Source organism: Bradyrhizobium sp. P3_C3 (assembly GCF_056402655.1).
Genome location: NZ_JBFUGY010000021.1, coordinates 20,827 through 43,675, shown reverse-complemented (window position 1 = coordinate 43,675; position 22,849 = coordinate 20,827). Strand labels below are relative to the sequence as shown.

General features: G+C 64.5%; 21 protein-coding genes. 14 read left to right on the top strand and 7 right to left on the bottom strand.

Annotated features, from left to right (window positions below; all coding sequences use genetic code 11):
* Positions 1-66: 66 nt before the first annotated feature.
* The 8 genes from msrB to AC1DW2_RS23435 all read left to right on the top strand — a co-directional run bounded on the left by msrB (position 67) and on the right by AC1DW2_RS23435 (position 12,209).
* Entirely contained in the window at positions 67-579 is a 513-nt protein-coding gene (gene msrB / locus AC1DW2_RS23470) for a peptide-methionine (R)-S-oxide reductase MsrB (RefSeq protein ID WP_477007188.1), read from the top strand.
* Positions 580-871: 292 nt separating this feature from the next.
* Positions 872-3,151 carry a flagellar hook-basal body complex protein gene (locus AC1DW2_RS23465; protein ID WP_063982259.1) on the top strand — a complete coding sequence of 760 codons (2,280 nt, stop codon included), beginning with the start codon at positions 872-874 and terminating at the stop codon, positions 3,149-3,151.
* Between the two features lie 34 nt (positions 3,152-3,185).
* Complete coding sequence (gene flgK, locus AC1DW2_RS23460) at positions 3,186-5,069, top strand: flagellar hook-associated protein FlgK (protein ID WP_063982260.1); 1,884 nt, start codon at positions 3,186-3,188, stop codon at positions 5,067-5,069.
* 20 nt (positions 5,070-5,089) lie between these two features.
* Entirely contained in the window at positions 5,090-6,964 is a 1,875-nt protein-coding gene (locus tag AC1DW2_RS23455) for a flagellar protein (RefSeq protein ID WP_354218419.1), read from the top strand.
* 72 nt (positions 6,965-7,036) lie between these two features.
* On the top strand, positions 7,037-7,819 hold the full coding sequence (locus AC1DW2_RS23450; protein WP_063982262.1) for a methylenetetrahydrofolate reductase: 783 nt from the start codon (positions 7,037-7,039) through the stop codon (positions 7,817-7,819).
* On the top strand, positions 7,809-9,458 hold the full coding sequence (locus tag AC1DW2_RS23445) for a hypothetical protein (RefSeq protein ID WP_283017047.1): 1,650 nt from the start codon (positions 7,809-7,811) through the stop codon (positions 9,456-9,458). Before AC1DW2_RS23450 ends, AC1DW2_RS23445 begins: the two co-directional genes overlap by 11 nt.
* 1 nt (position 9,459) lies before the next feature.
* A complete protein-coding gene (locus tag AC1DW2_RS23440) occupies positions 9,460-10,713 on the top strand; it encodes an ATP-grasp domain-containing protein (RefSeq protein WP_063982264.1) in 1,254 nt (417 codons plus the stop codon).
* A complete protein-coding gene (locus AC1DW2_RS23435; RefSeq protein WP_063982265.1) occupies positions 10,710-12,209 on the top strand; it encodes a pyridoxal phosphate-dependent decarboxylase family protein in 1,500 nt (499 codons plus the stop codon). The genes AC1DW2_RS23440 and AC1DW2_RS23435 overlap by 4 nt, the downstream gene beginning before the upstream one ends.
* A gap of 79 nt (positions 12,210-12,288) precedes the next feature.
* On the opposite strand, the gene flbT is transcribed toward AC1DW2_RS23435, so the two are convergent.
* Positions 12,289-12,714, bottom strand: coding sequence for a flagellar biosynthesis repressor FlbT (flbT, locus tag AC1DW2_RS23430; protein WP_063982266.1), 426 nt, complete (start codon positions 12,712-12,714; stop codon positions 12,289-12,291).
* 322 nt (positions 12,715-13,036) lie between these two features.
* On the opposite strand from flbT, the gene AC1DW2_RS23425 reads away from it, so the two are divergent.
* From AC1DW2_RS23425 to flaF, 3 genes are all read left to right on the top strand, one after another.
* Positions 13,037-14,641 (top strand): flagellin N-terminal helical domain-containing protein, encoded by a 1,605-nt coding sequence (locus tag AC1DW2_RS23425; RefSeq protein WP_063982267.1) that lies wholly within the window; start codon positions 13,037-13,039, stop codon positions 14,639-14,641.
* A 244-nt stretch (positions 14,642-14,885) separates the two neighbouring features.
* Complete coding sequence (locus AC1DW2_RS23420) at positions 14,886-16,493, top strand: flagellin N-terminal helical domain-containing protein (protein WP_028148522.1); 1,608 nt, start codon at positions 14,886-14,888, stop codon at positions 16,491-16,493.
* Between the two features lie 290 nt (positions 16,494-16,783).
* Positions 16,784-17,152 (top strand): flagellar biosynthesis regulator FlaF, encoded by a 369-nt coding sequence (gene flaF / locus AC1DW2_RS23415; RefSeq protein WP_014493991.1) that lies wholly within the window; start codon positions 16,784-16,786, stop codon positions 17,150-17,152.
* 52 nt (positions 17,153-17,204) lie between these two features.
* Here the strand turns inward: flaF and AC1DW2_RS23410 are convergent, their stop codons facing one another.
* The 4 genes from AC1DW2_RS23410 to AC1DW2_RS23395 all read right to left on the bottom strand — a co-directional run bounded on the left by AC1DW2_RS23410 (position 17,205) and on the right by AC1DW2_RS23395 (position 19,728).
* Positions 17,205-17,567 carry a hypothetical protein gene (locus AC1DW2_RS23410; protein WP_063982268.1) on the bottom strand — a complete coding sequence of 121 codons (363 nt, stop codon included), beginning with the start codon at positions 17,565-17,567 and terminating at the stop codon, positions 17,205-17,207.
* Between the two features lie 159 nt (positions 17,568-17,726).
* Complete coding sequence (locus AC1DW2_RS23405; RefSeq protein ID WP_063982269.1) at positions 17,727-18,224, bottom strand: hypothetical protein; 498 nt, start codon at positions 18,222-18,224, stop codon at positions 17,727-17,729.
* Positions 18,225-18,235: 11 nt separating this feature from the next.
* A complete protein-coding gene (gene flgJ / locus AC1DW2_RS23400; RefSeq protein WP_028148518.1) occupies positions 18,236-18,604 on the bottom strand; it encodes a flagellar assembly peptidoglycan hydrolase FlgJ in 369 nt (122 codons plus the stop codon).
* Positions 18,604-19,728, bottom strand: a complete 1,125-nt coding sequence (locus AC1DW2_RS23395) for a flagellar basal body P-ring protein FlgI (RefSeq protein ID WP_028148517.1) — start codon at positions 19,726-19,728, stop codon at positions 18,604-18,606. Before AC1DW2_RS23395 ends, flgJ begins: the two co-directional genes overlap by 1 nt.
* Before the next feature lie 270 nt (positions 19,729-19,998).
* Between AC1DW2_RS23395 and AC1DW2_RS23390 the strand changes: the two genes are divergently transcribed.
* Positions 19,999-20,412 (top strand): flagellar assembly protein FliX, encoded by a 414-nt coding sequence (locus AC1DW2_RS23390; protein WP_063982271.1) that lies wholly within the window; start codon positions 19,999-20,001, stop codon positions 20,410-20,412.
* Here the strand turns inward: AC1DW2_RS23390 and AC1DW2_RS23385 are convergent.
* Positions 20,409-20,780, bottom strand: coding sequence for a winged helix-turn-helix transcriptional regulator (locus AC1DW2_RS23385; protein ID WP_063982272.1), 372 nt, complete (start codon positions 20,778-20,780; stop codon positions 20,409-20,411). The genes AC1DW2_RS23390 and AC1DW2_RS23385 overlap by 4 nt on opposite strands.
* 164 nt (positions 20,781-20,944) lie before the next feature.
* On the opposite strand from AC1DW2_RS23385, the gene AC1DW2_RS23380 reads away from it, so the two are divergent.
* Positions 20,945-21,556 carry an NAD(P)-dependent oxidoreductase gene (locus AC1DW2_RS23380; RefSeq protein ID WP_063982273.1) on the top strand — a complete coding sequence of 204 codons (612 nt, stop codon included), beginning with the start codon at positions 20,945-20,947 and terminating at the stop codon, positions 21,554-21,556.
* 213 nt (positions 21,557-21,769) lie between these two features.
* Positions 21,770-22,135 (top strand): RNA polymerase-binding protein DksA, encoded by a 366-nt coding sequence (gene dksA / locus AC1DW2_RS23375; RefSeq protein WP_008554760.1) that lies wholly within the window; start codon positions 21,770-21,772, stop codon positions 22,133-22,135.
* A 297-nt stretch (positions 22,136-22,432) separates the two neighbouring features.
* On the opposite strand, the gene AC1DW2_RS23370 is transcribed toward dksA, so the two are convergent.
* Positions 22,433-22,831 (bottom strand): winged helix-turn-helix transcriptional regulator, encoded by a 399-nt coding sequence (locus AC1DW2_RS23370; protein ID WP_187388007.1) that lies wholly within the window; start codon positions 22,829-22,831, stop codon positions 22,433-22,435.
* Positions 22,832-22,849 lie beyond the last annotated feature (18 nt).

Genomic DNA, 22,849 nt, shown 5'->3' with positions numbered 1-22,849 from the left:
ACGTGTAACGTCGGCCGTTAGAGCCCGTATCTCAGAGCGTGGACTCCCCCGCGCACGGAGAATCAGATGTTTGACCGCCGCATCCTGCTGACAACTGTTGCCGGCCTGTTCGGCCTTTCGGCCTTCCGCTGGTTGAGAGGAACGCCCGCCGAGGCTGGAGAGAAGGCCGCGCAAAAATTCGAGATCGAGAAGACGGACGCCGAGTGGCGCGCCCAGCTCACGCCGCAGCAATATGAAATCCTCCGCAAGGAGGGCACCGAAAGGCCGGGCTCCAGCCCGCTGCTCAAGGAGCACCGCAAGGGCATCTTCGCCTGCGCCGGCTGCGACCTGCCGCTGTTCGCATCCGAGACCAAGTTCGAGAGCGGCACGGGGTGGCCGAGCTTCTACCAGCCGATCGAAGGCAATGTCGGCAAGACCGAGGACCGCACCTTCGGCATGGTGCGCACCGAAGTGCATTGCCGGCGCTGCGGCGGCCATCTCGGCCACGTCTTCGACGACGGTCCGAAGCCGACCGGATTGCGCTATTGCATCGACGGTTTCGGGCTGGTCTTCCACCCGGCCGCCGCGTCGGCAACGTAGGTCTCGCTGGAGTCATTCCAGTGCGATGCGTGAGCATCGAATCCGGAATCTCGAGCTTCTCAGGTGCGCAATTGCGCACCTGAGTTCGGTGCTGCGTGCCGCCCCCGGAATGACCCGATGCCCCGGCAATTGTTGCCGGCCCGGCAATTGTGCCCCGGTCATCGGACCTGGGCTTGCCCATTCAAGTCATTGATTTCCTGAGAATACCCGCATTGGCATAGCCCTTGCGACTGTCTCTTCCGACTGCGGCCATGGTCGACCGGCCGCCGAGATCGGATCTGGAGACAAAGTTATGGGTATCTTCGATGCAATGAACACCTCGGTGGGTGGCCTGCAGGCGCAGTCCTACGCGCTGCAGAACATTTCCGGCAACATCGCGAACTCATCCACCACCGGTTACAAGGGCATCGGCACCAGCTTCGTCGATCTCATCCCCGACGCCTCGGTCCCGAGCAAGCAGGTCGCGGGCGGTGTGACGGCCAACGCCAAGGCGACCATCACCACCCAGGGTACGATCTCGTCCTCCTCCGTCGCGACCAACATGGCGATCACCGGCGACGGCTTCTTCTCGATCCAGAAGGCGACTAACGTCGTCGACAACTTGCCGCAGTTCAGCGGCGTTACCTACTACACCCGCCGCGGCGACTTCCAGCTCAATTCCAACGGCAATCTCGTCAATGGCGCCGGCTACTACCTGATGGGCGTCACGGTCGACCCCAAGACCGGCAACCCGACCGGCAATGTGGCGTCCGTCCTGAAATTCCAGAACAACTTCATCCCGGCACAGGCGACAACCGCGATCCAGTACGCCGCGAACCTGCCGAGCGTGCCGAACACGGGGGCGAGCTCGACTGCGGCGAGCGGCACGCTGCTGGCGGCCGGCGGGCTGAACCCGTCCGATTTCGCCGCCAACCCGCTGATCGTCGGCACGCCGCCGCCGCCCTATTCGAATGCGACGGTCTCCGGCGCGGCGGCCACCGGCAATCTGCGCTCGGCCTATACGGCGACGACCGCGACTGGCTCGGTGGCACTGCTGGACAGCGCTTCGGCGGTGGCAACTGGCAGCACGTCTCTCGATGCGGGCTTGGCCACGCATCTCAACACCAGCCTTCTCACCAACCTGGCCGGCAAGTCGTTGACGGTCAACGGCCAAACAATCAACTTCGACAACACCGTCTCGGGCGTTTCGACGGTTGCGGGCCCCCCGGCGGTCACTACGATTGGTCTGAAGTCGCCCACCAGCGCACTGATGTCGGATGTCCTCAGCGCGATCGCGTCTGGAGCCGGCGTTCCCGCCTCCAGCGTGACTATGAATGCCAGCGGCAACATCCAGATCACGACCAGCACCACGGCCGACGTGACGATCGGCGGCACTGCGGCAGGATTGCTCGGCGTCAGCAGCGTGACGCGCGGCGGTAACGTGCTGTCCACTCCCGCGATTACGAGTGGTACACAGCTCGGCGGCACCGCGACGCCCGGCGGGGCGGAAGTCCTCTCGACGCCCTTCGTGGTCGGCAACACGATCCAGGTCAACGGCACGGGAGCTGCCAATACGATCACCTTCGTGGCCTCCGGCGCTACCCCTCCGAACCAGATCAACATCACCGACTCCATAGCGACTCTGCTCAGCCAGATCGACACGCTCAGCGGTGCGAGCGGTTCTTCGATCAGCAACGGCGTGATCACCCTGAATACCGGTATCGCCAATCCCACCTTGACGGTGACGAGCCCCAACAACAGCAGCGCCTTCGCCGCGCTCGGCTTCACGTCGTCCATCTCCAAGAACCGCGGCGGTGGCGGCACGGCCGGCACCGGCGGCGTGATCGGCAACGACATCGCCACGTTCACCAAGGAATCGATCAGCGGCGGTGCGGTCACCGCCTACAACGCCGCGGGCACGCCGGTGAACCTGCAGCTGCGTTGGGCCAAGACCGACAGCGCCTCGCTGGGCACCGGCCATTCCGACACCTGGAACTTGTTCTACCAGACCGATCCGAATGCGACCGGCACGGCGGTCGGCTGGGTCAACACCGGGCAGGCCTTCACCTTCGCCAGCGACGGCTCGCTGACCTCGCCGAGCGGATCGGGCATCACCATCAACAACGTCAGCGTCGGCGGCCAGTCGCTCGGCTCGGTCGCCTTCAACATGTCCTCGGGCGGGCTGACGCAATATGCCAGCACCAGCGGCGCGGTGACGATCAACACCATCACGCAGAACGGCTACGCCGCCGGTCAGCTCCGCTCGGTCGCCGTCAACAACAGCGGCCTCGTGGTCGGCACCTTCTCCAACGGCCAGAACCTCAACCTCGCCCAGGTGACGCTGTCGCACTTCAACGGCACCAATTACCTCAAGGCCCTCGACGGCGGCGCTTACGCCGCGACCGAACAGTCGGGCACAGCGATCGACGGCGCGTCGGGCAGCATCAGCGGCTCGTCGCTGGAAGGCTCGAACACCGACATCGCCGACGAATTCACCAAGCTGATCGTGACCCAGCAGGCCTATTCGGCCAACACCAAGGTGATCACGACAGCGAATTCGATGGTGCAGGATCTCTTGAACGTGTTGCGCTGATCGGCGCGTGACGTAACCAAAGGCGGCTAGTGATATGGGTTTGAGTTCAGCCCTCGCCAGTGCGATGAGCGGTCTGCGTGCCAACCAGGCCGCGCTCTCGATCGTCTCCTCGAACGTCGCCAACTCGCAGACGCCGGGTTACGTCGTCCAGAGGCCGAACCAGATCGAGGTCACCACCGGCGATTTCGGCTCGACGGCGATGACGACCGGCGTCAGCCGGGAGCTCGACACCTTTGTGCAGAACCAGCTGCGCACCGAGACCGGCGGCAGCGGTTACGCCGACCAGATGGCCAACATCCTGAAGCAGCTTCAGAGTGTCTACGGCACGCCCGGCAACAGCGGCACGCTCGAAACCGCGCTGAACAAATTCACCACGGCGTTGCAGGCGCTGTCGACCAGCGCCGGCTCGTCGTCGGCGCAGACGGTTGCCCTCGGCGCGGCGCAGGCGTTGGCGAAGCAGCTCAACGTCACCACCAACGGCATCCAGTCGCTGCGCTCCAATGTCGAGCAGGATCTCGGCACCTCCGCACAGCAGGCCAACGCGGCGATGCAGCAGGTCGCCGACATCAACACCAAGCTTCAGGGCTTGTCGGCAAACGACCCGTCCGCCGCGACGCTGATGGACCAGCGCGACCAGGCCATCAACACGCTGTCGAAATATGTCGACGTTCGCGTCACCACCGACGGTTCGAACCAGGCCAACATCTACACCACGACAGGCATCCAGCTCGTCGGCGCCGGGCTCGCCTCGCAATTCACCTTTGCCTCCGCCGGCGCGCTGTCGGCGACCTCGCTCTACAACGCCGACCCGGCCAAGTCCGGCGTCGGTGCGCTCAACATCAAGCTGCCGAACGGCTCGCAGCTCGACGTCGTCGCCAACAACGTGGTCTCCTCCGGCCAGATCGCGGCCGATCTCAAGCTGCGCGACCAGACGCTGGTGCAGGCGCAGGACCAGATCGACCAGCTCGCCGCGACGATGTCGAGCGCGCTGTCGGACAAGACCACGGCCGGCAGCACGGTCTCGGGCCCGCCGGCCGGATTCGATCTCGACCTTGCCGGTGCGCAGCCGGGCAATACGGTCAACATCACCTACAAAGACACGGCGACCAACACCCAGCGCCAGATCACGCTCGTCAACGTGACCGATCCGGCGGCGCTGCCGCTCCAGAACGCCACCAATGCCAACCCGATGCGGGTGGGCGTCAATTTCTCCGGCGGCATGAATGCGATCGCCGCTGCGCTCAACACCGCGCTCTCAGGTTCGCACCTGACGTTCTCTGCCGCTCCGTCGCCGGCGATTGCCACGACGCTGCGGGTGACCGATGACAATACCGGCCTTGCCCAGGTCAATTCGGCCTCGACCACCAAGACGATCTCGTCGCTGACCTCGGGCAGCCCGCAGCTGGCGGTGTTCACCGACGGCGGGCAGGCGCTCTACACCGGTGCGATCACCGCCTCGGGCTCGCAGATGACCGGCCTTGCCGGGCGCATCGCCGTGAACACGCAGCTGGTCAGCGATCCCACGCGGCTGTCCGTCTACAACACGTCGCCGGTGACGCCCGCCGGCGACACCACGCGCTCGGACTATCTCTATTCGCAGCTCACCAATGCGGTGTTTTCCTATTCGCCGACGACCGGCCTCGGCTCGGCGAACCAGCCCTTCACCGGCAGCGTCTCGAACTACCTCCAGCAGTTCCTGAGCGTCCAGGCCAACGCCTCGACCCAGGCCACCCAGCTCCAGCAGGGCCAGAGCGTCGTGGTCTCGACGCTCCAGGCCAAGTTCGACTCGACCTCCAGCGTCAATCTGGACTCGGAGATGTCGAACCTGATCCAGCTTCAGAATGCCTATGCCGCCAACGCCCACGTCATGTCGGTGGTGCAGAGCATGATGAACACGTTGATCCAGGCTCAAGTGTAACCAGTACAGGGTTCTGAAAGATGTCGATCAGCAGCATCAACTACTCTTCGTCGGTCCTCGGCGCGCAGATCCGCAACATCAATCAGCAGCTTACCGACCTGTCGACGCAGCTCGCAACCGGCAAGCTGTCGCAGAACTATTCCGGGATGGGCACCAACGAGGGCTTTGCGATCGCCGGGCGTTCGCAGCTCTCCAACATCGCCGCCTATACCGACACGATCACGAACGTGAACGTGAACATCAACCTCGCCAATACCGCGCTCCAGTCGCTCACGACGATCCGCAACACGGTGCAGACCGGCTCCGCAAGCACCGCGCAGGATCTCAACGTCAACGGACAGACCGTCGCGCAGAACACGGCCGCTTCGCAGTTCGGCTCGATGGTCGGTGTTCTCAACACGCAGTCGGGCAACCGCTATCTGTTCTCCGGGACGGCGTTCAACACGCAGTCGGTTGCCAATGCCGGCGACATCATCAACGGCACGACCACGCAGGCGGGCTTCAAGACCGTCATCGCGGAACGCCAGGCCGCCGACCTCGGTGCCAACGGCATGGGACGGCTGGTGCAGACGCAGCCGACGCCGAGCTCGGTGCGGGTATCCGAGGACGTCGCCGGATCGCCGTTCGGAATGAAGATCGCGGCGGTGTCCTCGACGCTGACGGGTGCGACGGTCACCGGCCCGAGCGGCTCGCCGGTGTCGTTCTCGGTCGATCTCAACGGCCTCAACCCGAACGACGGCGACAAGCTGAGCGTCCAGTTCACGCTGCCGGACGGCACCACCGGGCAGGTCGACCTGACCGCGTCCTCGGCCACGCCGACGCCGATCGGCAGCTTCGCGATTGACGCGACGACTCCCGGCAACACCGCCACGAATCTTAACACGGCATTGAACACCGCGATCACGAAGCTCGCCAACACCTCGCTTGTCGCGGCATCCGCGATCACGGCCGGCGACAATTTCTTCAACACCGCAAGCTCCGCGATCGGTGCGCCCGCCAACAACCAGGCGGCGCCGCCGGCGCCGGTCAGCGGAGCAACGGCGCTGTCCGGCGCGAGCCCCTCGAATTCGATCTCGCCGGGCTTCGTCGCCGGCGACACCATCACCGTGAACGGCACCACGCTGACTTTCGTCAATTCGGGCGCGACCGGCAACCAGCTCAATGTCGGCGACAGCATCCAGACGCTGATGAGCAAGATCGACCAGATCACGGGCACGTCGAAGCCTTCGACCGTGCATGGCGGTTCGATCACGATCAACACGGACGACGCGGCGAGCCTCAACATCACGACCTCGAACTCGGGCGCACTCAACGCGCTCGGTTTCGGCTCGACGCCGGTCACCGCGACGCAGCCGCCATTGCGCGTCGGTTCTTCACCGGCGAGTTCGGCGACGATGCTGGTCAACGGCTCGGCCAATACCGTGAAATGGTACACCGGCAATGACGGGCCCGGCTCGCCGCGCTCCACGGCGATGGCGCGGGTCGATGATTCAGTCACCGTGCAATATGGCGCGCAGGCCAACGAGGACGCGATCCGCCAGCAATTGCAGGCGATCGCCGTGTTCGGGACGTTCTCGACCTCGCCGACCAGCCAGTATGCGGGCGGGCAGGTCTCCGCGCTGAGCCTGCGGGTGACGCAGTCGCTGACGAAGCAGCCCGGCCAGCAGCACATCGAGGACATCCAGACGGACCTCGCGATGGCCCAGAACACGATGAAGGACGCAGGCACGCGCCAGACCCAGGCCAAGGCGCAGCTCCAGTCCATCATCGACCAGGCGGAATCGGCCTCGCCGGATCAGGTGGCGAGCGAGCTCCTGTCGCTCCAGAATGCGCTTCAAGCGTCCTACCAGGTTACCTCGAAACTCGCGCAGCTGTCGCTCGTCAAGTTCCTGTAACGGCGCATTAAGACGCCGTTAACCATGCCTCTTTACCTTTTGGTGAGGAGTTGAGCGGGGCGGGGGCCGTCGATGTCGGACAAGATGCAGCTGGTGGTGGCCACGCCGTGCTTCGGCGGGCAGGTCTCGAGCATTTATGCGAGCTCGATCTTCGCGCTCCAGCGCGCCGTGCACGGCATGTCCAATCTCGAGCTCAAGGTGCTCCTGCGTGACGGCGATGCGCTGATCACGCGCGCGCGGGCCAATCTGGCCGCGATGTTCCTCGACGATCCAAAGGCGACCCATTTCCTGTTCATCGATGCCGACATCGGCTTCAAGCCCGAGCAGGTGTTCCGGCTGATCGAATGCGGCGCGGATGTCGTCGCCGGCTGTTATCCGATCAAGCGGGTCAACTGGGACAAGGCGAGGCGGGCGATCGAGTCCGGCCGCGCGGATGTGCCGGCGGCCGCGCTCGATTATGTACTCGAGATCGAGGATCCCGACCGCATCGTGGTGGTCAACGGTTTTACCCGCGTGCGCTACGCCGGCACCGGCTTCCTGATGATCCGCCGCCACGTGCTGGAGGCGATGTGCCGCCACCCCAACTATGCCGGCCTGCAATTCTTCCGCGAGCATTCGCACGACACACTGGCTGCGAGCCAGAACCGCTTCGCGCTGTTCGAATGCATGATCGATCCGGCGACGGGGACTTATCTTTCCGAGGACTTCGCCTTCTGCAAGCGCTGGACCGACATCGGCGGCGAGATCTGGGCCGACATCGAGAGCTCGCTGGATCACGTCGGGCCGTCGGTGTTCCACGGCGACATCGCCTCGCAATTCGCAGCCGCGCCCGCGGCAGCTGCCGATGCGGCGTGAGCCTTCCGGGATGAGCGCCGGCGCATCCGGTCTGTCAGTCCCCGAGCGCACATTCGACGGCGGCTCGCGCTACCGCCTGCGCGATCTCTTCACACCATTGGACACGCTGCTCGTCTCCGGCGGAGATCCGCGGCTGGCGCTCGACGCTGGGGATCGCGTCAACGCTTATGGCTGTGCGGCCTCGCCGGAACCGGAGATCTGGAATTTCGCTTCCTCGACGGCATCGACGATCTCGCAATCCGCCTATGACCGCGCCGCGCTGGCGCGCGAAGAGCTGATGCACAGGTGCCTGTTCGACGAGGTCGAGATCGCCTTCGATGCGCGCTGCGAGGACATGCGCGAGGAGTTGCGCGGCCATCTCCAGCTCTCGCCGCGCGTCGACGTCGTGTTCTCGCCGTCCGGGACGGATTCTCAGCTCCACGCCCTGTTCCTGGCGCGTGCGGTGCTCGGCGCCCCGCCAGTGACGATCGTGGTCGGCGCCGACCAGACCGGTAGCGGCACGGCCCAGACCGCGCGCGGTCACCATTTCAGCTCCATGACGGCGAGCGGCCTTGCCGTGCGCAAGGACGGCGCGGTTGCCGGACTCGCCGGCGCCAGCGTGACGTTGCCGCTGCTTCGCGCCGGGCCCGGGATCGCGATGCGCGCCGACACCGATGCCGCGGTGCTGGGGGCGATCGAGGCGACGATCGCGCAAGGTGCGCCCGTGCTGCTTCAGATCATGGATTCCTCGAAGCTCGGCTGGCGCGCGCCGAGCGTGGCGTGTCTTGACGAGATCGCGCGGCGCTGGCCGCGCAAGGTTCAGGTCGTCGTCGACGCCTGCCAGGCGCGGCTCGGCCGCCGCCGGCTGCGCTCCTATCTCGACCGCGGCTATATGGTGCTGATCACCGGCTCGAAATTCTTCGGTGGCCCTGCCTTCAGCGGCGCGCTGCTGGTGCCGAAGGGGTTTTCGCGGTCGCTCGACCGGATTGAGGGGATTGCGCCGGGCTTCTTCGACTATGCCGGCCGCTGCGATTGGCCGATGGCCTGGACGGCGCTGCGCTCACGCTTCGAGCGCCGGCCGAATTTCGGACAATGGCTGCGCTGGGAGGCGGCGCTTGCGGAGATCGGCAGCTACTACGCCGTGCCCGGAGCTTTCCGCGTCAGGGCGCTGGCCGAGCTTGCCGCCGGCATCGACAGCATGATCGCGCTGTCGCCGTCGCTTCAACCCATTCCAACGGCGACCGAGAAGACTGCCGGGGACGACGAGGAGTTCGCGCACGCCACGATCTTTCCGTTCATGCTGCTGCGCGACGGCAAGCCGGTCTCGATGGCCGAGACCGGCGCCGTCCATCGGGCGCTGCGGCGTGACATGAACAACGAAATTAGCGGCAGCGCGGCGGACCGGCAGATCGCCGTCCAGCGCAGCCTGATCGGCCAGCCGGTCCGGCTGGAGCGGCAGGACGATGCGCCGCAAGCCGTGCTGCGCCTCTGCGTCGGCGCCCGGCTCGTGACCGAGGCCTGGTCGCCGGATATGGCGCAGGCGCAACGCAATGTGCAGCACCTGCTCGATCGCATCGCCCATGTCCTGGTGAAGATCGAGCTGCTGCTTGACCGCGGCGCAGCCGCAACCGCGCCGGAAAAATCCGCCTTCGAGGTATGAGATGCAGCATCCAGTTTCCGCGCCGATCGGCGTGACCGTGCCGAACTATGCCGACCGCATCGGCTTTGCGCAGCTGACGCGCCAGGCGTTCGAAGGTGTCGATCTGCAGCCACTGCGCGATCAGCTCGTCACGCGGATCACGGAAGGAGCAGCGCACGCGGGCGAAGGCCTTGACCTATCGCTGATCGTCCAGCTACTCGGCGACAAGGCGGCGGGGCTGGCGATCCAGTCGGAGGTGCTGACCTTCCATCAATTGTTTCGCACGCCCGCTGCGGCTCCGAAGCCCGGCTTGCGCGTGCTCGCCCTTGCGGCCGACATCGACATGGGCGGCAACACGCCGATCGAATTCCTGCTCGAAGGCTCCGATTTCGAGCTGCTGACACTCTATGTGACCAAGGATGTCGGCTTGCCTGAAACGTTGCCCGATCACGACGTTGCCATCGTGGTTGCATCCGATTCCGAGGAATGCCGGGAAACGCTCGCCCTGATCGAAAAGGCTGCGCCGCGCTGGCCGCGGCCGCTGCTCAATCGCCCCGATCTCATCGGCAACCTCGATCGCGACAAGCTGTATCGGCTGCTGGCGGGCATCCCTGGTCTCGAGATTCCATCGACCATCCACGCGACGCGCGCGCAATTGACGGATCTCGCGCAGGGCCGGATCGCTTGCGAGGACATCGCCGGCGAATTACGCTTTCCGATGATCGCGCGGCCGCGCGGCACGCATGCCGGTGTCGGGCTCGCGAAGCTCGACGATGCGCCGGCGCTCGCGGCCTATCTCGCCGAGCGCGAGGAGCAGGATTTCTTCGTCGCACGCTTCGTCGATTATGCGAGCCCCGACGGGCTCTACCGCAAATATCGTCTCGCCATGGTCGACGGCAAGCCCTACGCCTGCCACATGGCGATCGCCGATCGCTGGGACATCTGGTATCTCAACGCCTACATGGCGTTCAGCGAGGAGAAGCGGGCTGAAGAGGCCGTCTTCATGCTGGACTTTGACCACGCCTTCGCCGCGCGCCACAAGACCGCGCTCGACGAGATGAGCCGGCGCGTCGGCCTCGATTATTTCATCGTCGATTGCGCCGAGAACCAGAACCGCGAGCTGCTGGTCTTCGAAGCCGACAACACCGCCGTCGTGCACAACATGGATTCGCCGGTCGTGTTTCCGTACAAGCCGCCGCAGATGCGCAAGATCTTTGCCGCGTTCACGGCGATGCTGTCGCGGCACGCAAGAGAAGGCAAGGCGAGCGCAGCATGAACGAGATCATCCGCAACGCGCAAAGCTCCGTCGCGCAGGCTTCGCTCGATCCGCAGGACTGGAGCGAATTTCGTACGCTCGCCCATCGTATGCTGGACGAGGCGATCGACGGCATCGCCAATGTCCGCGCGCGGCCGGTGTGGCAGCCGATTCCCGACGGCATCCGCACGGCATTGAAGGCCGACGTGCCGCGCGAGGCGAGCGACCTTGCCGATGTCTATCGCGAATTCGCCGAGCATGTAGCGCCCTATGCGACCGGCAACGTCCATCCCGGGTTCATGGGCTGGGTGCATGGCGGCGGCACCGCGGTCGGCATGCTCGCGGAGATGCTCGCAGCTGGCCTCAATGCCAATCTCGGCGGACGCGATCACATGCCGATCGAAGTCGAGCGCCAGATCGTCGCGTGGATGCGCCGCCTGTTTGATTTCCCGGAGAGTGCGAGCGGCATCTTCGTCACGGGCACGTCGATGGCCAATTTGATGGCGGTGCTGGTGGCGCGCACGAGCGCGCTCGGCACGCTGGCGCGGCAGCACGGCATCGGCAACGACGGCGCGCTGCTCACCGCCTACACGTCGCAGGCCGCGCATGGCTGTGTCTCCAGGGCGATGGACATTGCCGGACTCGGTACCGATGCGCTGCGCAAGATCGATGTCGATGCCGATCATCGCATCGACGTCGCCGCGTTGCGCGCGCAGATCGCGATCGATCGCGAGGTCGGCTTCAGGCCGTTTCTCGTCGTCGCTTCCGCCGGCACGGTCGATATCGGCGCGATCGACGACCTCAAGGCGATCGCTGAACTGTGCCGCGAGGAGGGAATCTGGTTTCACGTCGACGGCGCCTTCGGGGCGCTCGCGATCTTCTCGCCCGAGCTCGCGCCCATGCTCGGCGGCATCGAGTTCGCTGATTCCATTGCGCTCGACTTCCACAAATGGGGGCAGGTGCCCTACGACGCCGGCTTCCTGCTGGTGCGCGACGGCGAGCAGCACCGGCAGGCTTTTGCGCAGCCGGCGGCCTATCTGCGCCGCGAGGCGAGGGGGCTTGCGGCGGGCGCGGTCTGGCCCTGCGATCTCGGCCCCGACCTGTCGCGCGGCTTCCGCGCGCTGAAGACCTGGTTCACGCTCAAGACGTTCGGCACCGACCGGCTGGGCGCGGTGATCGCGCGAAGCTGCGCGCTGGCGAAATATCTGGAGACGCGCGTGCTGGCCGAGCCGCGGCTGGAATTGCTGGCACCGGTGAACCTCAATATCGTCTGCTTCCGCTACCGCGCCGACGATGCGGTCAATCGCGAGATCGTCGCCGATGTCCAGGAGTCCGGCGTTGCGGCGCCCTCGAGCACGACGCTGGACGGCAGGTTCGCGATCCGCGCTGCCATCGTCAATCACCGTACCGACGAGACGGACATCGACGCGCTTGTTGCTGCGGTGCTGGAGTTCGGCGCGCGGCGGACCGGCGATGGTCTGATCGAGGTCGAGGCGCCGCCGCTGGCGGCGCAGTGACCAGGAACGCAGGTGAAACGACAACGGCCCCGGAGATGATCCGGGGCCGTTGTCGTTTGGGCAGGCTGATACGTGCCGATCAGGCGGCCGAGCTGACGTCGCCCTTGGGATGCGTCGCTTGGTACTGGTCCCGCAGCTTCTCTTCATAGGCGATCAGCTTGCGGGCATCCTTCAGCGCCCGGTAGAGATCGCCGCTCATGATGTTGTTGTTGATGCTTTCGATGATCGGCCAGGCGCTCGGCACCGCAGTGACGATGTCGCGCACCAGGTTGAAGTAGGTGCCGTGCTGGCTCTGCGGATCCGGCGAGATGTACATGAGCTGGACCGCGAGATAGACGAGCTTGGCCGGCGTGTCGGCGGTCTCCGGCGTGAGGATGTCGCGCTCGCGCAGGATCGGCACGTTCTCGCCGTCGATCAGGAGGCGGGCGCGCTGGTCGGTGTTGGTGATCACCGAATTGCCGACGATGATGCGTTCGTGCGGTTTGAGCTCAACCTTGAGAGCCATGCCTGTTCTCCATCAACCCTTTTACAACGATCCGTCGCGGCGTTCGTGCGATGAGGGCGATCGTTCGTGATTTGGAGCCGATCCTTGCGCAACATGGTTAACAGGCCGTAAACGACGGCGCCGGGGACGGAAAATGCAACAATTTCAAGGCCGATAGCGGCATGTCCAGCCGTCTGCCGCGGCCTCGAAGGGGGCTTCCGGCGTCGCGGCGGGAAAAACTGCGGGTTTCATTTCACGGATTGTTAGAGGCTTGGACGCACGGTCCGGCGGTCGTCTGATCAATTGGTCAGATAGGACGCGTAGCTACCAGAAAGGTAACAGTATGTCCGTCGTTCTCTCCGCATCGGTTCGCCAGAACCTGCTCTCCCTCCAGTCCACCGCCGACCTCCTCGCCACCACCCAGTCCCGTCTGTCGACTGGCCGCAAGGTGAACTCGGCTCTGGATAATCCCACCAACTTCTTCACCGCCCAGGGCCTTGATAACCGCGCCAGCGACATCGGCAATCTGCTCGATGGCATCGGCAACGGCGTTCAGGTTCTCCAGGCAGCCAACACCGGCATCACCTCGCTGCAGAAGCTGGTGGACAGCGCCAAGTCGATCGCCAACCAGGTGCTGCAGAGCCCGACGGGCTACTCCACCAAGTCGACCGTGACCTCGACCGCCATCACCGGCGCGACCGCCAGCAACCTGCTGGGTACCGCTTATACCAACAGCACCGTCGCCGGCACCGCCGTGCTGAACGACAACACCGGCACTGCGGTCAACATCACCGCTTCCACCCAGCTGGTTGGCACCGCGGGCGCGACGTCCGACGACCTTGCTACGGCCATCACCAACGGCTCGGTCCTGACGGTCAACGGCAAGAACATCACGTTCTCGACCGCGCAGACCACTTCGACCACCGACACCGCCGGCAACGTCACCATCGGCATCGGCACGGGCAGCACCTTGACGGTGCAGAGCGTGCTGAGCGCGATCGACGGCATCACCGGCACCGGCACCGCCTCGACCGTCGCGGCTGGTAAGCTCACGCTGAGCACCGGCACGACCTCGGATCTCACGATCGCGGGTTCGGGCAACGTGCTCGCCGCGCTCGGTCTCACGGCCGGCACCACCGCCCGCGTCCCGCCCGCCATCTCGGGCCAGACGCTGACGATCGCAGCCACCGGCGGCGGCACGCCCACCAGCATCACCTTCGGCACCGGCACCGGCCAGGTCTCGACGCTGAACGGGCTCAATTCGGCGCTGGCGGCCAACAACCTGCAGGCCTCGATCGACTCGACCGGCGTGATCTCCATCACGACCACGAACGACGCGGCCTCCTCGACGATCGGCACGCTCGGCGGCTCGGCCTTTACCGCCACCGGTCCGTTCCACAGCGCTGCCATCGCGGCTCCGGTTGCCGATCCGACCTCGCAGACGCAGCGTGCAGGCTTGGTTGCGCAGTACAACAACGTGCTCGCGCAGATCAACACGACCGCGCAGGATGCCTCCTTCAACGGCGTCAACCTGCTCAACGGCGACACGCTGAAGCTGACGTTCAACGAAACCGGCAAGTCGACGCTGAGCATCACCGGTGTGACCTTCAACACCGCGGGTCTCAACATCTCGACCCTCGCCTCGGGCACCGACTTCCTGGACAACGCTTCGGCCAACAAGGTCCTGACCTCGCTCAATGCCGCCAGCAGCACGCTGCGTTCGGAAGCATCGACGCTGGGTTCGAACCTGTCGGTCGTGCAGATCCGTCAGGACTTCAACAAGAACCTGATCAACGTCCTGCAGACCGGTTCGTCAAACCTGACGCTGGCCGACACCAACGAGGAAGCGGCCAACAGCCAGGCGCTGTCGACCCGCCAGTCGATCGCGGTCTCGGCGCTGTCGCTGGCCAACCAGTCGCAGCAGAGCGTGTTGCAGCTCCTGCGCTGATACGCGACGAAAATCGTCAAACAAGGCATTACGGCGGGGCTTTTGCCCCGCCGTTTTTTTGCGCGCGATGCTGCGTGAGCCGGGTTTCAGGGAACCCTGACCGGCTAATACCTTGTTAACCCTGTGGCTTAAGCGGCCATTAACCTTAATTTAAAGGAGTGCGCCTAGAACTAGACAAAAGCCCATTTGCCAGACCGGCGGGCTCCGATTCGTACGCGTCGCGCTCCAAGAGGAAGATCTGCCAATGTCCAACATCGTTCTCTCGGCATCAGTCCGCCAGAACCTGTTGTCGCTGCAGTCGACAGCCGACCTGCTCGCTACCACGCAGGAACGTCTTGCAACCGGCAAGAAGGTCAACACGGCGCTGGACAATCCGACCAACTTCTTCACCGCACAGGGGCTCGACAATCGCGCCAGCGACATCAGCAATCTCCTGGATGGCATCAGCAACGGTGTGCAGGTGCTGCAGGCCGCGAACACCGGCATCACCTCGCTGCAAAAGCTGGTCGACAGCGCCAAATCGATCGCCAGCCAGGTGCTGCAGAGCCCGACAGGGTACTCGCCCAAGTCCAACGTGACGGCGGCCGCGGTCCCCGGTGCGACCGCCAACAACCTGCTGGGCACGGCATACACCAACAACACGGTCACCGGCACCGTCGTCAACAATGACGATACGAGCGGCGCGGCGCCGATCACGGGCGCGACCAAGCTGGTCGGTACCGCCGGTGCGGGTTCCGACGATCTCGGTACGACGATCACCAACGGTTCGGTCCTGACTGTCGACGGCAAGACGATCACCTTCTCGACCGCGCAAACCACCTCGACCACCGACTCGTTCGGCAACGTCACGATCGGCATCGGTGCCGGCAGCACACTCACGGTGCAGTCGGTCCTGAGCGCGATCGACGGCATCACGGGTACGGGCACGGCCTCGACCGTTTCCGGCGGCAAGCTCGTGCTCAGCACCGGCACGAGCCAGGATCTGGCGATCTCCGGCTCGGGCAACGTGCTCACGGCGCTCGGCCTCACTGCCGGCACCACCGCCCGCGTTCCGCCCCCGCTCAGCGGCAAGACGTTGACGATCGGCGCGACCGGCGGCGGCACCGCCACCAGCATCACCTTCGGCGCCGGCGTCGGGCAGGTTTCCACGCTCAATCAGCTCAACGCGGCGCTGGCGGCGAACAACCTGCAGGCAACGATCGACACGACCGGTCATCTCAACATCGTGACCTCCAACGACTCGGCGTCCTCGACGATCGGCGCAATCGGCGGCACGGCCGCGGCGAGCGGCCAGCCCTTCTATGGCCTGATCGCGCAAGCGCCCACCGTCGACCCGGATTCGCAAGCCACGCGCGCCAATCTGGTCGGGCAGTACAACAACGTGCTCGCGCAAATCAACACCACGGCGCAGGACTCTTCCTACAACGGCGTGAATCTGCTGAACGGCGATACGCTCAAGCTCGTGTTCAACGAAACCGGGCGTTCGACGCTGAACATTCAGGGCGTGACCTTCAACGACGCCGGCCTCAACCTTGCTCCCTTGACCTCGGGCGTTGATTTCCTGGACTCGAAATCGGCGAACGCCATTCTGACTTCGCTCAACTCGGCCAGCACCACACTGCGTGCCGAGGCGTCGACGCTCGGTTCGAACCTGTCGATCGTGCAGATCCGTCAGGACTTCAGCAAGAACCTGATCAACGTGCTGCAGACCGGCTCGTCGAGCTTGACGCTCGCGGACACCAACGAGGAAGCGGCCAACAGCCAGGCGCTCTCGACGCGCCAGTCGATCGCAGTCTCCGCGCTGTCGCTCGCCAACCAGTCGCAGCAGAGCGTGCTTCAGCTCCTCCGCTAAGCGCGACGCTGACGTACACGATGAATCATTCAACGGCGAAGCCTAGGCTTCGCCGTTGTTTTGAGCGAGATCGCTAACTGTCGATTAGCTCAGATCAGCGCATGATGGATGCAATCGTTTACAGTGCGCGCACTCGGATTTAGCCTGGAGGTGAAGGTGGATGCCGCGACCCGTAATTGTCCGGAGATCGTCCGCACTCTCACGTAAGCAAATCTTAAGCGGTGCTGCCTAGGGTTGGGAAAGAAATCCTTAAGCCTGTACAACGGGCGAGGAAACCTCCAGGGTGATCGATGTCGAGTTCTGCTGCTTCGGCCTACGCGCGTGTAGCCACGACCACTGCGTCTCCTCGCGATATCGAGGCGCAGACGCTCCTGAAGGCCGCCAACAAGCTGCAGGACGCCATCAACAGTGCCGATCCCTTCAACGAGCAGACGACGCAGGCGTTGATGTTCAACCGCAAGCTCTGGACCATCTTCCTGAGCGAGGCGATGCGCGACACCAATCCGCAGCCGCTCGACGTTCGGCAGAGGATCGCCAACATCAGCGTGTTCGTGCTGAGCCAGACTGCAGCGCTGCTGATGAGCCCGCAGCTCGATCACTTCCGCCCGCTGATCGAGATCAATCGCAATATCGCCGCCGGTCTTTCGGGACGGTCGTAAACGCGACCGGTTCGCGACGTCGATACGGCCGTCGCGACCCGCTGCGTGAACGTCAGGCGCTGCGATCGGTGCTGAGTGGACGCGGGGGCTCGGACTTCATATCCAGTGCGTGGAAATAGGCCCGCCGCCGCAGCATCGCTTCGTCCGGAAACTGATCGACAACCGCATCGGTCCTTTCGTTCACAACCTGGAACACGAAGGACGCGGCGGGCTGGTTGAAAACGACCTGGCGTGAAACGCTATCGTTGGTGCTCTGCAAATCATTGCGCGCAGCCGCGCTCGTATTGCTCGCGGCGACCGTCTGGCTCACCGGCAAATCAGTTTGCACGGCCTCGTTCGCCGCCGCATTGGACGTCGTTATGATCTGCACGGGGGCCGGTATCCCCACCGGCCTGATGCTGAAATCTGTACTCATGGCAGCCTCCTGGTTGCCTCGTCTGAGTCAAATCCCAACCCCTCTCAATACGCAACCATGGAACACCAGGATTGAAGACCGGGTAAGCAAACGTGCCTAACCGCGCGACGATATCGCCGCGCGGTTTTTCGTAAAATTGCAGGGAGTTTTCGCGCGCGCTCAGAGCGAGCGGCTGACTGCGAGTGGGGTGATATGGCGTGGGCCCGGAGCCGCGCGGCGTCCCGCCGCCGTGTAGGTGTTCGGCACGTTGCGCTTCTGGATCTCGGCGTTGACGCCGCGCACCACGCTCTCGGAGACCGCGTGTGCGGTCGCGAGCACGGTGAGATTGACCTGGAGCATCGCGCGGAACGCATCGTGGTGCCGATGCAGCGTCGAGAGCAGCTCGGGCGCGGATTTCGCGAGCTGGGCCTGGTTCGTCTTCAATTCGCTGACGGCGCTGACATAGTTGCGCGACAGCTCCTGCTTCTTGCCCTCGAGCGTCATCGCTTCGCGGACCTGGCCGGCGCGAACGAGCTCGGTCTCGCGCTCGACCAGTCCGAGCAGGGCGTTCATCGCATCCATCAGCTGCTCGGCGACCTTGCGAGCCTCGGCGTTGCCGGGTGCGGTGTTGGGGCGCTGCGCTTGCACCGGCTGACGTGAGGCGTTGAAATGGTTCATCTCGGTTGACCTTATGCCGTGCGGATCGTTTTCGCCTGCTGCATGATGAGGGTGCGGTAGACTTCGGTGGCGACACCAACGCCGCCGGCCTTGGCGAAGTTCTTGGAATATTGCTCGGTCAGCATCGAGCGCCACACGCCGGTGCCCGGAGTGTCGCCGAACGGACCTTCGCCCTTCAGGCCCGAGGTCATCTGCGAGAACATGCTGTTGAGGAACATCGCCTCGAAATCGGTGGCGGTCTTCTGCGCCTTGGACTGCTGCTGTGGCGAGACCTTCTGCAACGCGGCGGCGAGCTCGAAGTCGGGCCGGCCGTTGCGGCTCTCCACCGAGAAGGCCGAGGAGGTGACGACGTGCGGGGTGTTGATCATGCTGGTCTGCATTACATCACCTCGATGTCGGCTTCGATCGCGCCGGCGGCCTTGATCGCCTGGAGGATGCTGATGAGGTCGCGCGGGCCGATGCCGAGGCCGTTGAGGCCGTCGACGAGCTGCTGAAGCGAGACGCCGTCCTTGACGACGGCGAACTTCTTGCCGTCCTCGACGACGCTGACGCCGGTGCGCGGCGTGACCACCGTGCGCCCGCGTGACAGCGGGTTGGGCTGGCTGACCTGCGGGCTCTCGGAGATGGTGACGGTGAGGTTGCCTTGCGCCACCGCGACGGTGGCGACGCGAACGTCGCGGCCCATCACGATGATGCCGCTGCGTTCGTCGATGACGATCTTGGCGGCGAGATCAGGATCGACCTGGAGCTGCTCGATCTCGGTGAGGAAGGCGACGACGTTGCCCTTGAACTCCGGCGGGATCGAAAGCTGCACCGTCGAGGGATCGATCGGTTCGGCGGTCTTGACGCCGAGATAGTCGTTGATCGCAGCCGCGATCCGCTTGGCTGTGGTGAAGTCGGCGTTGCGCAGCGCGAGCCGCACGTTCGGCAGCCGATTGAGCGCGAACTCGATCTCGCGCTCGATGATGGCGCCGTTGGCGATGCGGCCGACGGTCGGAACGCCGCGCACGATTTTCGCGGCTTCGCCCTCGGCCTGGAAACCGGAGATCGCGAGCGAGCCCTGTCCGACCGCGTAGACATTGCCGTCGGCGCCGAGCAGGGGCGTGACCAGCAGGGTGCCGCCGCGCAGATCCTTGGCGTCGCCCAGCGCGGAGACTGTGACGTCCATGCGCGTGCCCTGGGTGGCGAAGGCCGGCAGATTGCCCGTGACCATCACGGCGGCGACGTTGCCGGTGCGGATGGTGGCGCCGCGGATGTTGACGCCCATGCGCTCGAGCATCGCTTGCAGCGACTGCTTGGTGAAGGGGATGTTGTTGAGCGTATCGCCGGTGCCGTTGAGGCCGACGACGAGGCCGTAGCCGATGAGCTGGTTCTGCCGCACACCCTCGATATTGGCGAGGTCCTTGATGCGCGATGTCGCGCTTGCAGACGTGACCGAGAGCGCCAGCGCTGACAGCGCGGCGCAGGCCACCCCAACAATCCTCACCCAACGAACGCCTGGCATCCTCTGCTCCCCGAGGCTCCTCACATCTCGGACCATCCTCGACACTCCCATGACGAGCTGGTCCGACGCTTTCCTTGCGAGTGCTGTGCCAACGCGGGGCAGCGGGGTTACGCGATTGAATAGGTTGAATAAACCTGTTTCCACCGGTGTCAGGGAGCGTTCTCCCTGAGGAGCGAAACTGCCGCCTGTCGGCAGATTTTGCCGGGCCGTTTACGCGCCGTTAACCATAAGACGGCGAAGGTGACGGCATCGATCACCCGGATTCCTGCGATGCGCATCTACGGACCGAATGGCACCACGCTTGGTACGCCGGCCAGCCAGGCCAGGCGGACGAGCTCCGGCACCTTCGTGCTGCCCGACACCTCGTCGGCGCAGGAGACGCGGGGCGCTGCCGCACCGAAGGCCGCCGCGAACATCGACGGGCTGCTCGCGCTGCAGGGCATCGAGGAAGATCCGGTCGAGCGCCGCAAGCGCTCGGTCGCCCGCGGCAGGACCGCGCTCGACGTGCTCGACGATCTCAAGATGGGACTACTGTCCGGCAATCTCGACGCCTCGACCGTGATGCGGCTGCGCGATGCCGCGGCGAACCTGAAATCATCCTCGGGCGATCCTGGTTTGGATTCCCTGCTGTCCGAGATCGAGCTGCGCGTCGAGGTCGAGCTGGCCAAGGCTGGGCAGGCTTAGGCCGCTTCGTCCTTCTGCTGCGTGTCGTAGCGGCTCTGGGCGGCGAGCACGTCCTTCAGATTCTGCTCGGCCCAATCGCGCAGGGGATCGACGGCGGCCGCGAGCGTCACACCGAGCTGCGTGATCGAATACTCCACCGTCACCGGTACGGTTGCGATGGCGTGACGCTTGATCAGGCCGTCGCGCTCGAGCGACTTGAGAACCTGGCTCAACATCTTCTGCGAAATGCCTTCAATCGTTCGGCGCAACTGATTGAAGCGCATCGGCTCCTCGCGCAGCAGCAGCAGGATCAGCACCGCCCATTTGTCGCCGACGCGGTCGAGGATCTGGCGCGTGGGGCAGTTCGCAGCATAGACGTCTGGCTTCATCGTCAACTCCTCACGATCCGTTTGGCCCCTTGCCGGCTCGCGCGCCGGTGACGGGTCCCGGTTACTCTTGCGTAATCAGGTAAGCACAAAGTGCTCTCTTAACACCAGCATCCTTTGCGATATCTAGTAACCGATAGTTACCAAAAGAAGCAAAGGAGCCTTCCATGAAAATCGCAGTCGCCGGCGCCTCGGGCCGGGCCGGGTCGGAGATCACCAAGGAACTGTCGCGCCGCGGCCATGCCGTCACGGCAATCGCTCGGAACCCCGAGAAGATCGCGACCCTGCCGAACGTCACGTCCACCAAGGGCGACGTGCTCGACCAGGCCGGCCTTGCCAAGCTGTGGGCCGGGCATAACGTCGCCGTGAGTTCCGTGCACTTCCTGGCCAGCGACCCGCTCAAGCTGATCGGCGCGGCGAAGGCGTCCGGCGTTGGTCGCTACCTCGTTGTCGGCGGTGCCGGCAGCCTGGAAGTCGCTCCCGGCGTCAAACTGGTTACAACCCCGGGTTTTCCCGCCCAATACAAGGCCGAAGCGGAAGCGGGCGGGGCTTTCCTTGACCTGCTGCGACAGGAAAAGGACCTGAACTGGACCTTCATCTCGCCGTCGGCCCTCTTCATCGAGGGCGAGCGAACCGGCAAGTTCCGGCTCGGGACCGATCAGCTTCTCGCAGATGCGAACGGGAAAAGCTGGATCAGCTTCGCTGACTACGCCATTGCGCTCGCCGACGAGATCGAGCGGCCGGCCCATCCGAGGCAGCGTTTCACGGTCGGTTACTAGGCCTTCGGCCGCCCCCGGGTTCTCCAGGATAAACCTTCCTGTGCAAGGGCTTGGGGGCGCTAACCGAACGATCAGGGAAATATTGTCTGTCACAGGAGGCCGCTATATAAGCCCGGCTTAACGGACCCCGTTCCGTTGCGAGTCGTTGCTTAGACAGATAGGCCGCCCTTGGAAAAGTTGAAAAACTACCGACCGACCGAAAAAGAGCCTTTCATGAACGACCGGCAGAAGGAGTACTTCCGTTTGAAGCTCCTCGCCTGGAAGGATGAGATCCTCAAAGAGTCCAAGCTCACGCTGCAGGCTCTGCAGGAGGAGAACGTGAACCACCCCGATCTCGCCGATCGGGCATCGTCCGAAACCGACCGCGCCATCGAACTCCGCGCCCGCGACCGCCAGCGCAAGTTGATCGCCAAGATCGACGCCGCGCTCCAGCGTATCGAGGACAACACCTACGGCTATTGCGAGGACACCGGCGAGCCGATCTCTCTGAAGCGGCTCGAAGCCCGGCCCATCGCGACGCTCTCGGTGGAAGCGCAGGAGCGCCACGAGAAACGCGAGAAGGTCTACCGCGACGAATAGAGTCCGAGCCGCAGCGATGCGGCTCTTTGTTTTTGGACGCACGGTGCCGCTTGAGCGCCGTGATCAGCATTTTGTCTGCCGCTTGCCGTGACGCGCATCAGCGCAGGCGCGATCGTGAAAAGTGAATCACGATCAATGGGCTGGAGTCACTTCCTCCGAGCTCACGTAAGTTCCGATGAGAAACAGCCTTCACTTCAGGTGCGGGAGGTTTTGCGAGTCGCATCAACGAGATCGACTCGAATGCTGAGGCAACGATCCGGCAGCTTCACACATCGCTGCAATCAGGCTTGGCTGCAATCAGGCTTGCTGCGACGCCACAAGGCGCGCATCGCCATAAAGCCTGGACCAGCTCAATATTTCCTTAAACGACGGCAACAGGCCGTAGGCCGCATCCGTCAACTCGTACTCGACCCTCAAAGGTTTCTCCGCGAAGACGGTTCGCGACACTAGGCCGTCCTGCTCAAGCTCGCGCAGCTGCGTGGTCAGCATGTGCTGGGTGATGCCGCCGATCGCTCGCCGCAACGCACCGAAGCGAACGGCGCCGTTCATCAGCGCGAACAGGATCTCCAGCTTCCACTTGCCGCCGAGCGCATGGATGGCGCGCTTGAAGTCGGCGAGCAGGGCAGGGTCGGGGCTGCAATCGCAGTCGCCGTCGCAAACGCTGGTCAGGTTTTCCATACCGGTCTCGAAATCCATTCTACTTGTTCCCCGGCA

Coding starts and splice junctions, on each gene's coding strand:
- msrB (WP_477007188.1), top strand. CDS start 67: ATGTTTGACCGCCGCATCCTGCTGACAACTGTTGCCGGCCTGTTCGGC.
- AC1DW2_RS23465 (WP_063982259.1), top strand. CDS start 872: ATGGGTATCTTCGATGCAATGAACACCTCGGTGGGTGGCCTGCAGGCG.
- flgK (WP_063982260.1), top strand. CDS start 3,186: ATGGGTTTGAGTTCAGCCCTCGCCAGTGCGATGAGCGGTCTGCGTGCC.
- AC1DW2_RS23455 (WP_354218419.1), top strand. CDS start 5,090: ATGTCGATCAGCAGCATCAACTACTCTTCGTCGGTCCTCGGCGCGCAG.
- AC1DW2_RS23450 (WP_063982262.1), top strand. CDS start 7,037: ATGTCGGACAAGATGCAGCTGGTGGTGGCCACGCCGTGCTTCGGCGGG.
- AC1DW2_RS23445 (WP_283017047.1), top strand. CDS start 7,809: ATGCGGCGTGAGCCTTCCGGGATGAGCGCCGGCGCATCCGGTCTGTCA.
- AC1DW2_RS23440 (WP_063982264.1), top strand. CDS start 9,460: ATGCAGCATCCAGTTTCCGCGCCGATCGGCGTGACCGTGCCGAACTAT.
- AC1DW2_RS23435 (WP_063982265.1), top strand. CDS start 10,710: ATGAACGAGATCATCCGCAACGCGCAAAGCTCCGTCGCGCAGGCTTCG.
- flbT (WP_063982266.1), bottom strand. CDS start 12,714: ATGGCTCTCAAGGTTGAGCTCAAACCGCACGAACGCATCATCGTCGGC.
- AC1DW2_RS23425 (WP_063982267.1), top strand. CDS start 13,037: ATGTCCGTCGTTCTCTCCGCATCGGTTCGCCAGAACCTGCTCTCCCTC.
- AC1DW2_RS23420 (WP_028148522.1), top strand. CDS start 14,886: ATGTCCAACATCGTTCTCTCGGCATCAGTCCGCCAGAACCTGTTGTCG.
- flaF (WP_014493991.1), top strand. CDS start 16,784: ATGTCGAGTTCTGCTGCTTCGGCCTACGCGCGTGTAGCCACGACCACT.
- AC1DW2_RS23410 (WP_063982268.1), bottom strand. CDS start 17,567: ATGAGTACAGATTTCAGCATCAGGCCGGTGGGGATACCGGCCCCCGTG.
- AC1DW2_RS23405 (WP_063982269.1), bottom strand. CDS start 18,224: ATGAACCATTTCAACGCCTCACGTCAGCCGGTGCAAGCGCAGCGCCCC.
- flgJ (WP_028148518.1), bottom strand. CDS start 18,604: ATGCAGACCAGCATGATCAACACCCCGCACGTCGTCACCTCCTCGGCC.
- AC1DW2_RS23395 (WP_028148517.1), bottom strand. CDS start 19,728: ATGCCAGGCGTTCGTTGGGTGAGGATTGTTGGGGTGGCCTGCGCCGCG.
- AC1DW2_RS23390 (WP_063982271.1), top strand. CDS start 19,999: ATGCGCATCTACGGACCGAATGGCACCACGCTTGGTACGCCGGCCAGC.
- AC1DW2_RS23385 (WP_063982272.1), bottom strand. CDS start 20,780: ATGAAGCCAGACGTCTATGCTGCGAACTGCCCCACGCGCCAGATCCTC.
- AC1DW2_RS23380 (WP_063982273.1), top strand. CDS start 20,945: ATGAAAATCGCAGTCGCCGGCGCCTCGGGCCGGGCCGGGTCGGAGATC.
- dksA (WP_008554760.1), top strand. CDS start 21,770: ATGAACGACCGGCAGAAGGAGTACTTCCGTTTGAAGCTCCTCGCCTGG.
- AC1DW2_RS23370 (WP_187388007.1), bottom strand. CDS start 22,831: ATGGATTTCGAGACCGGTATGGAAAACCTGACCAGCGTTTGCGACGGC.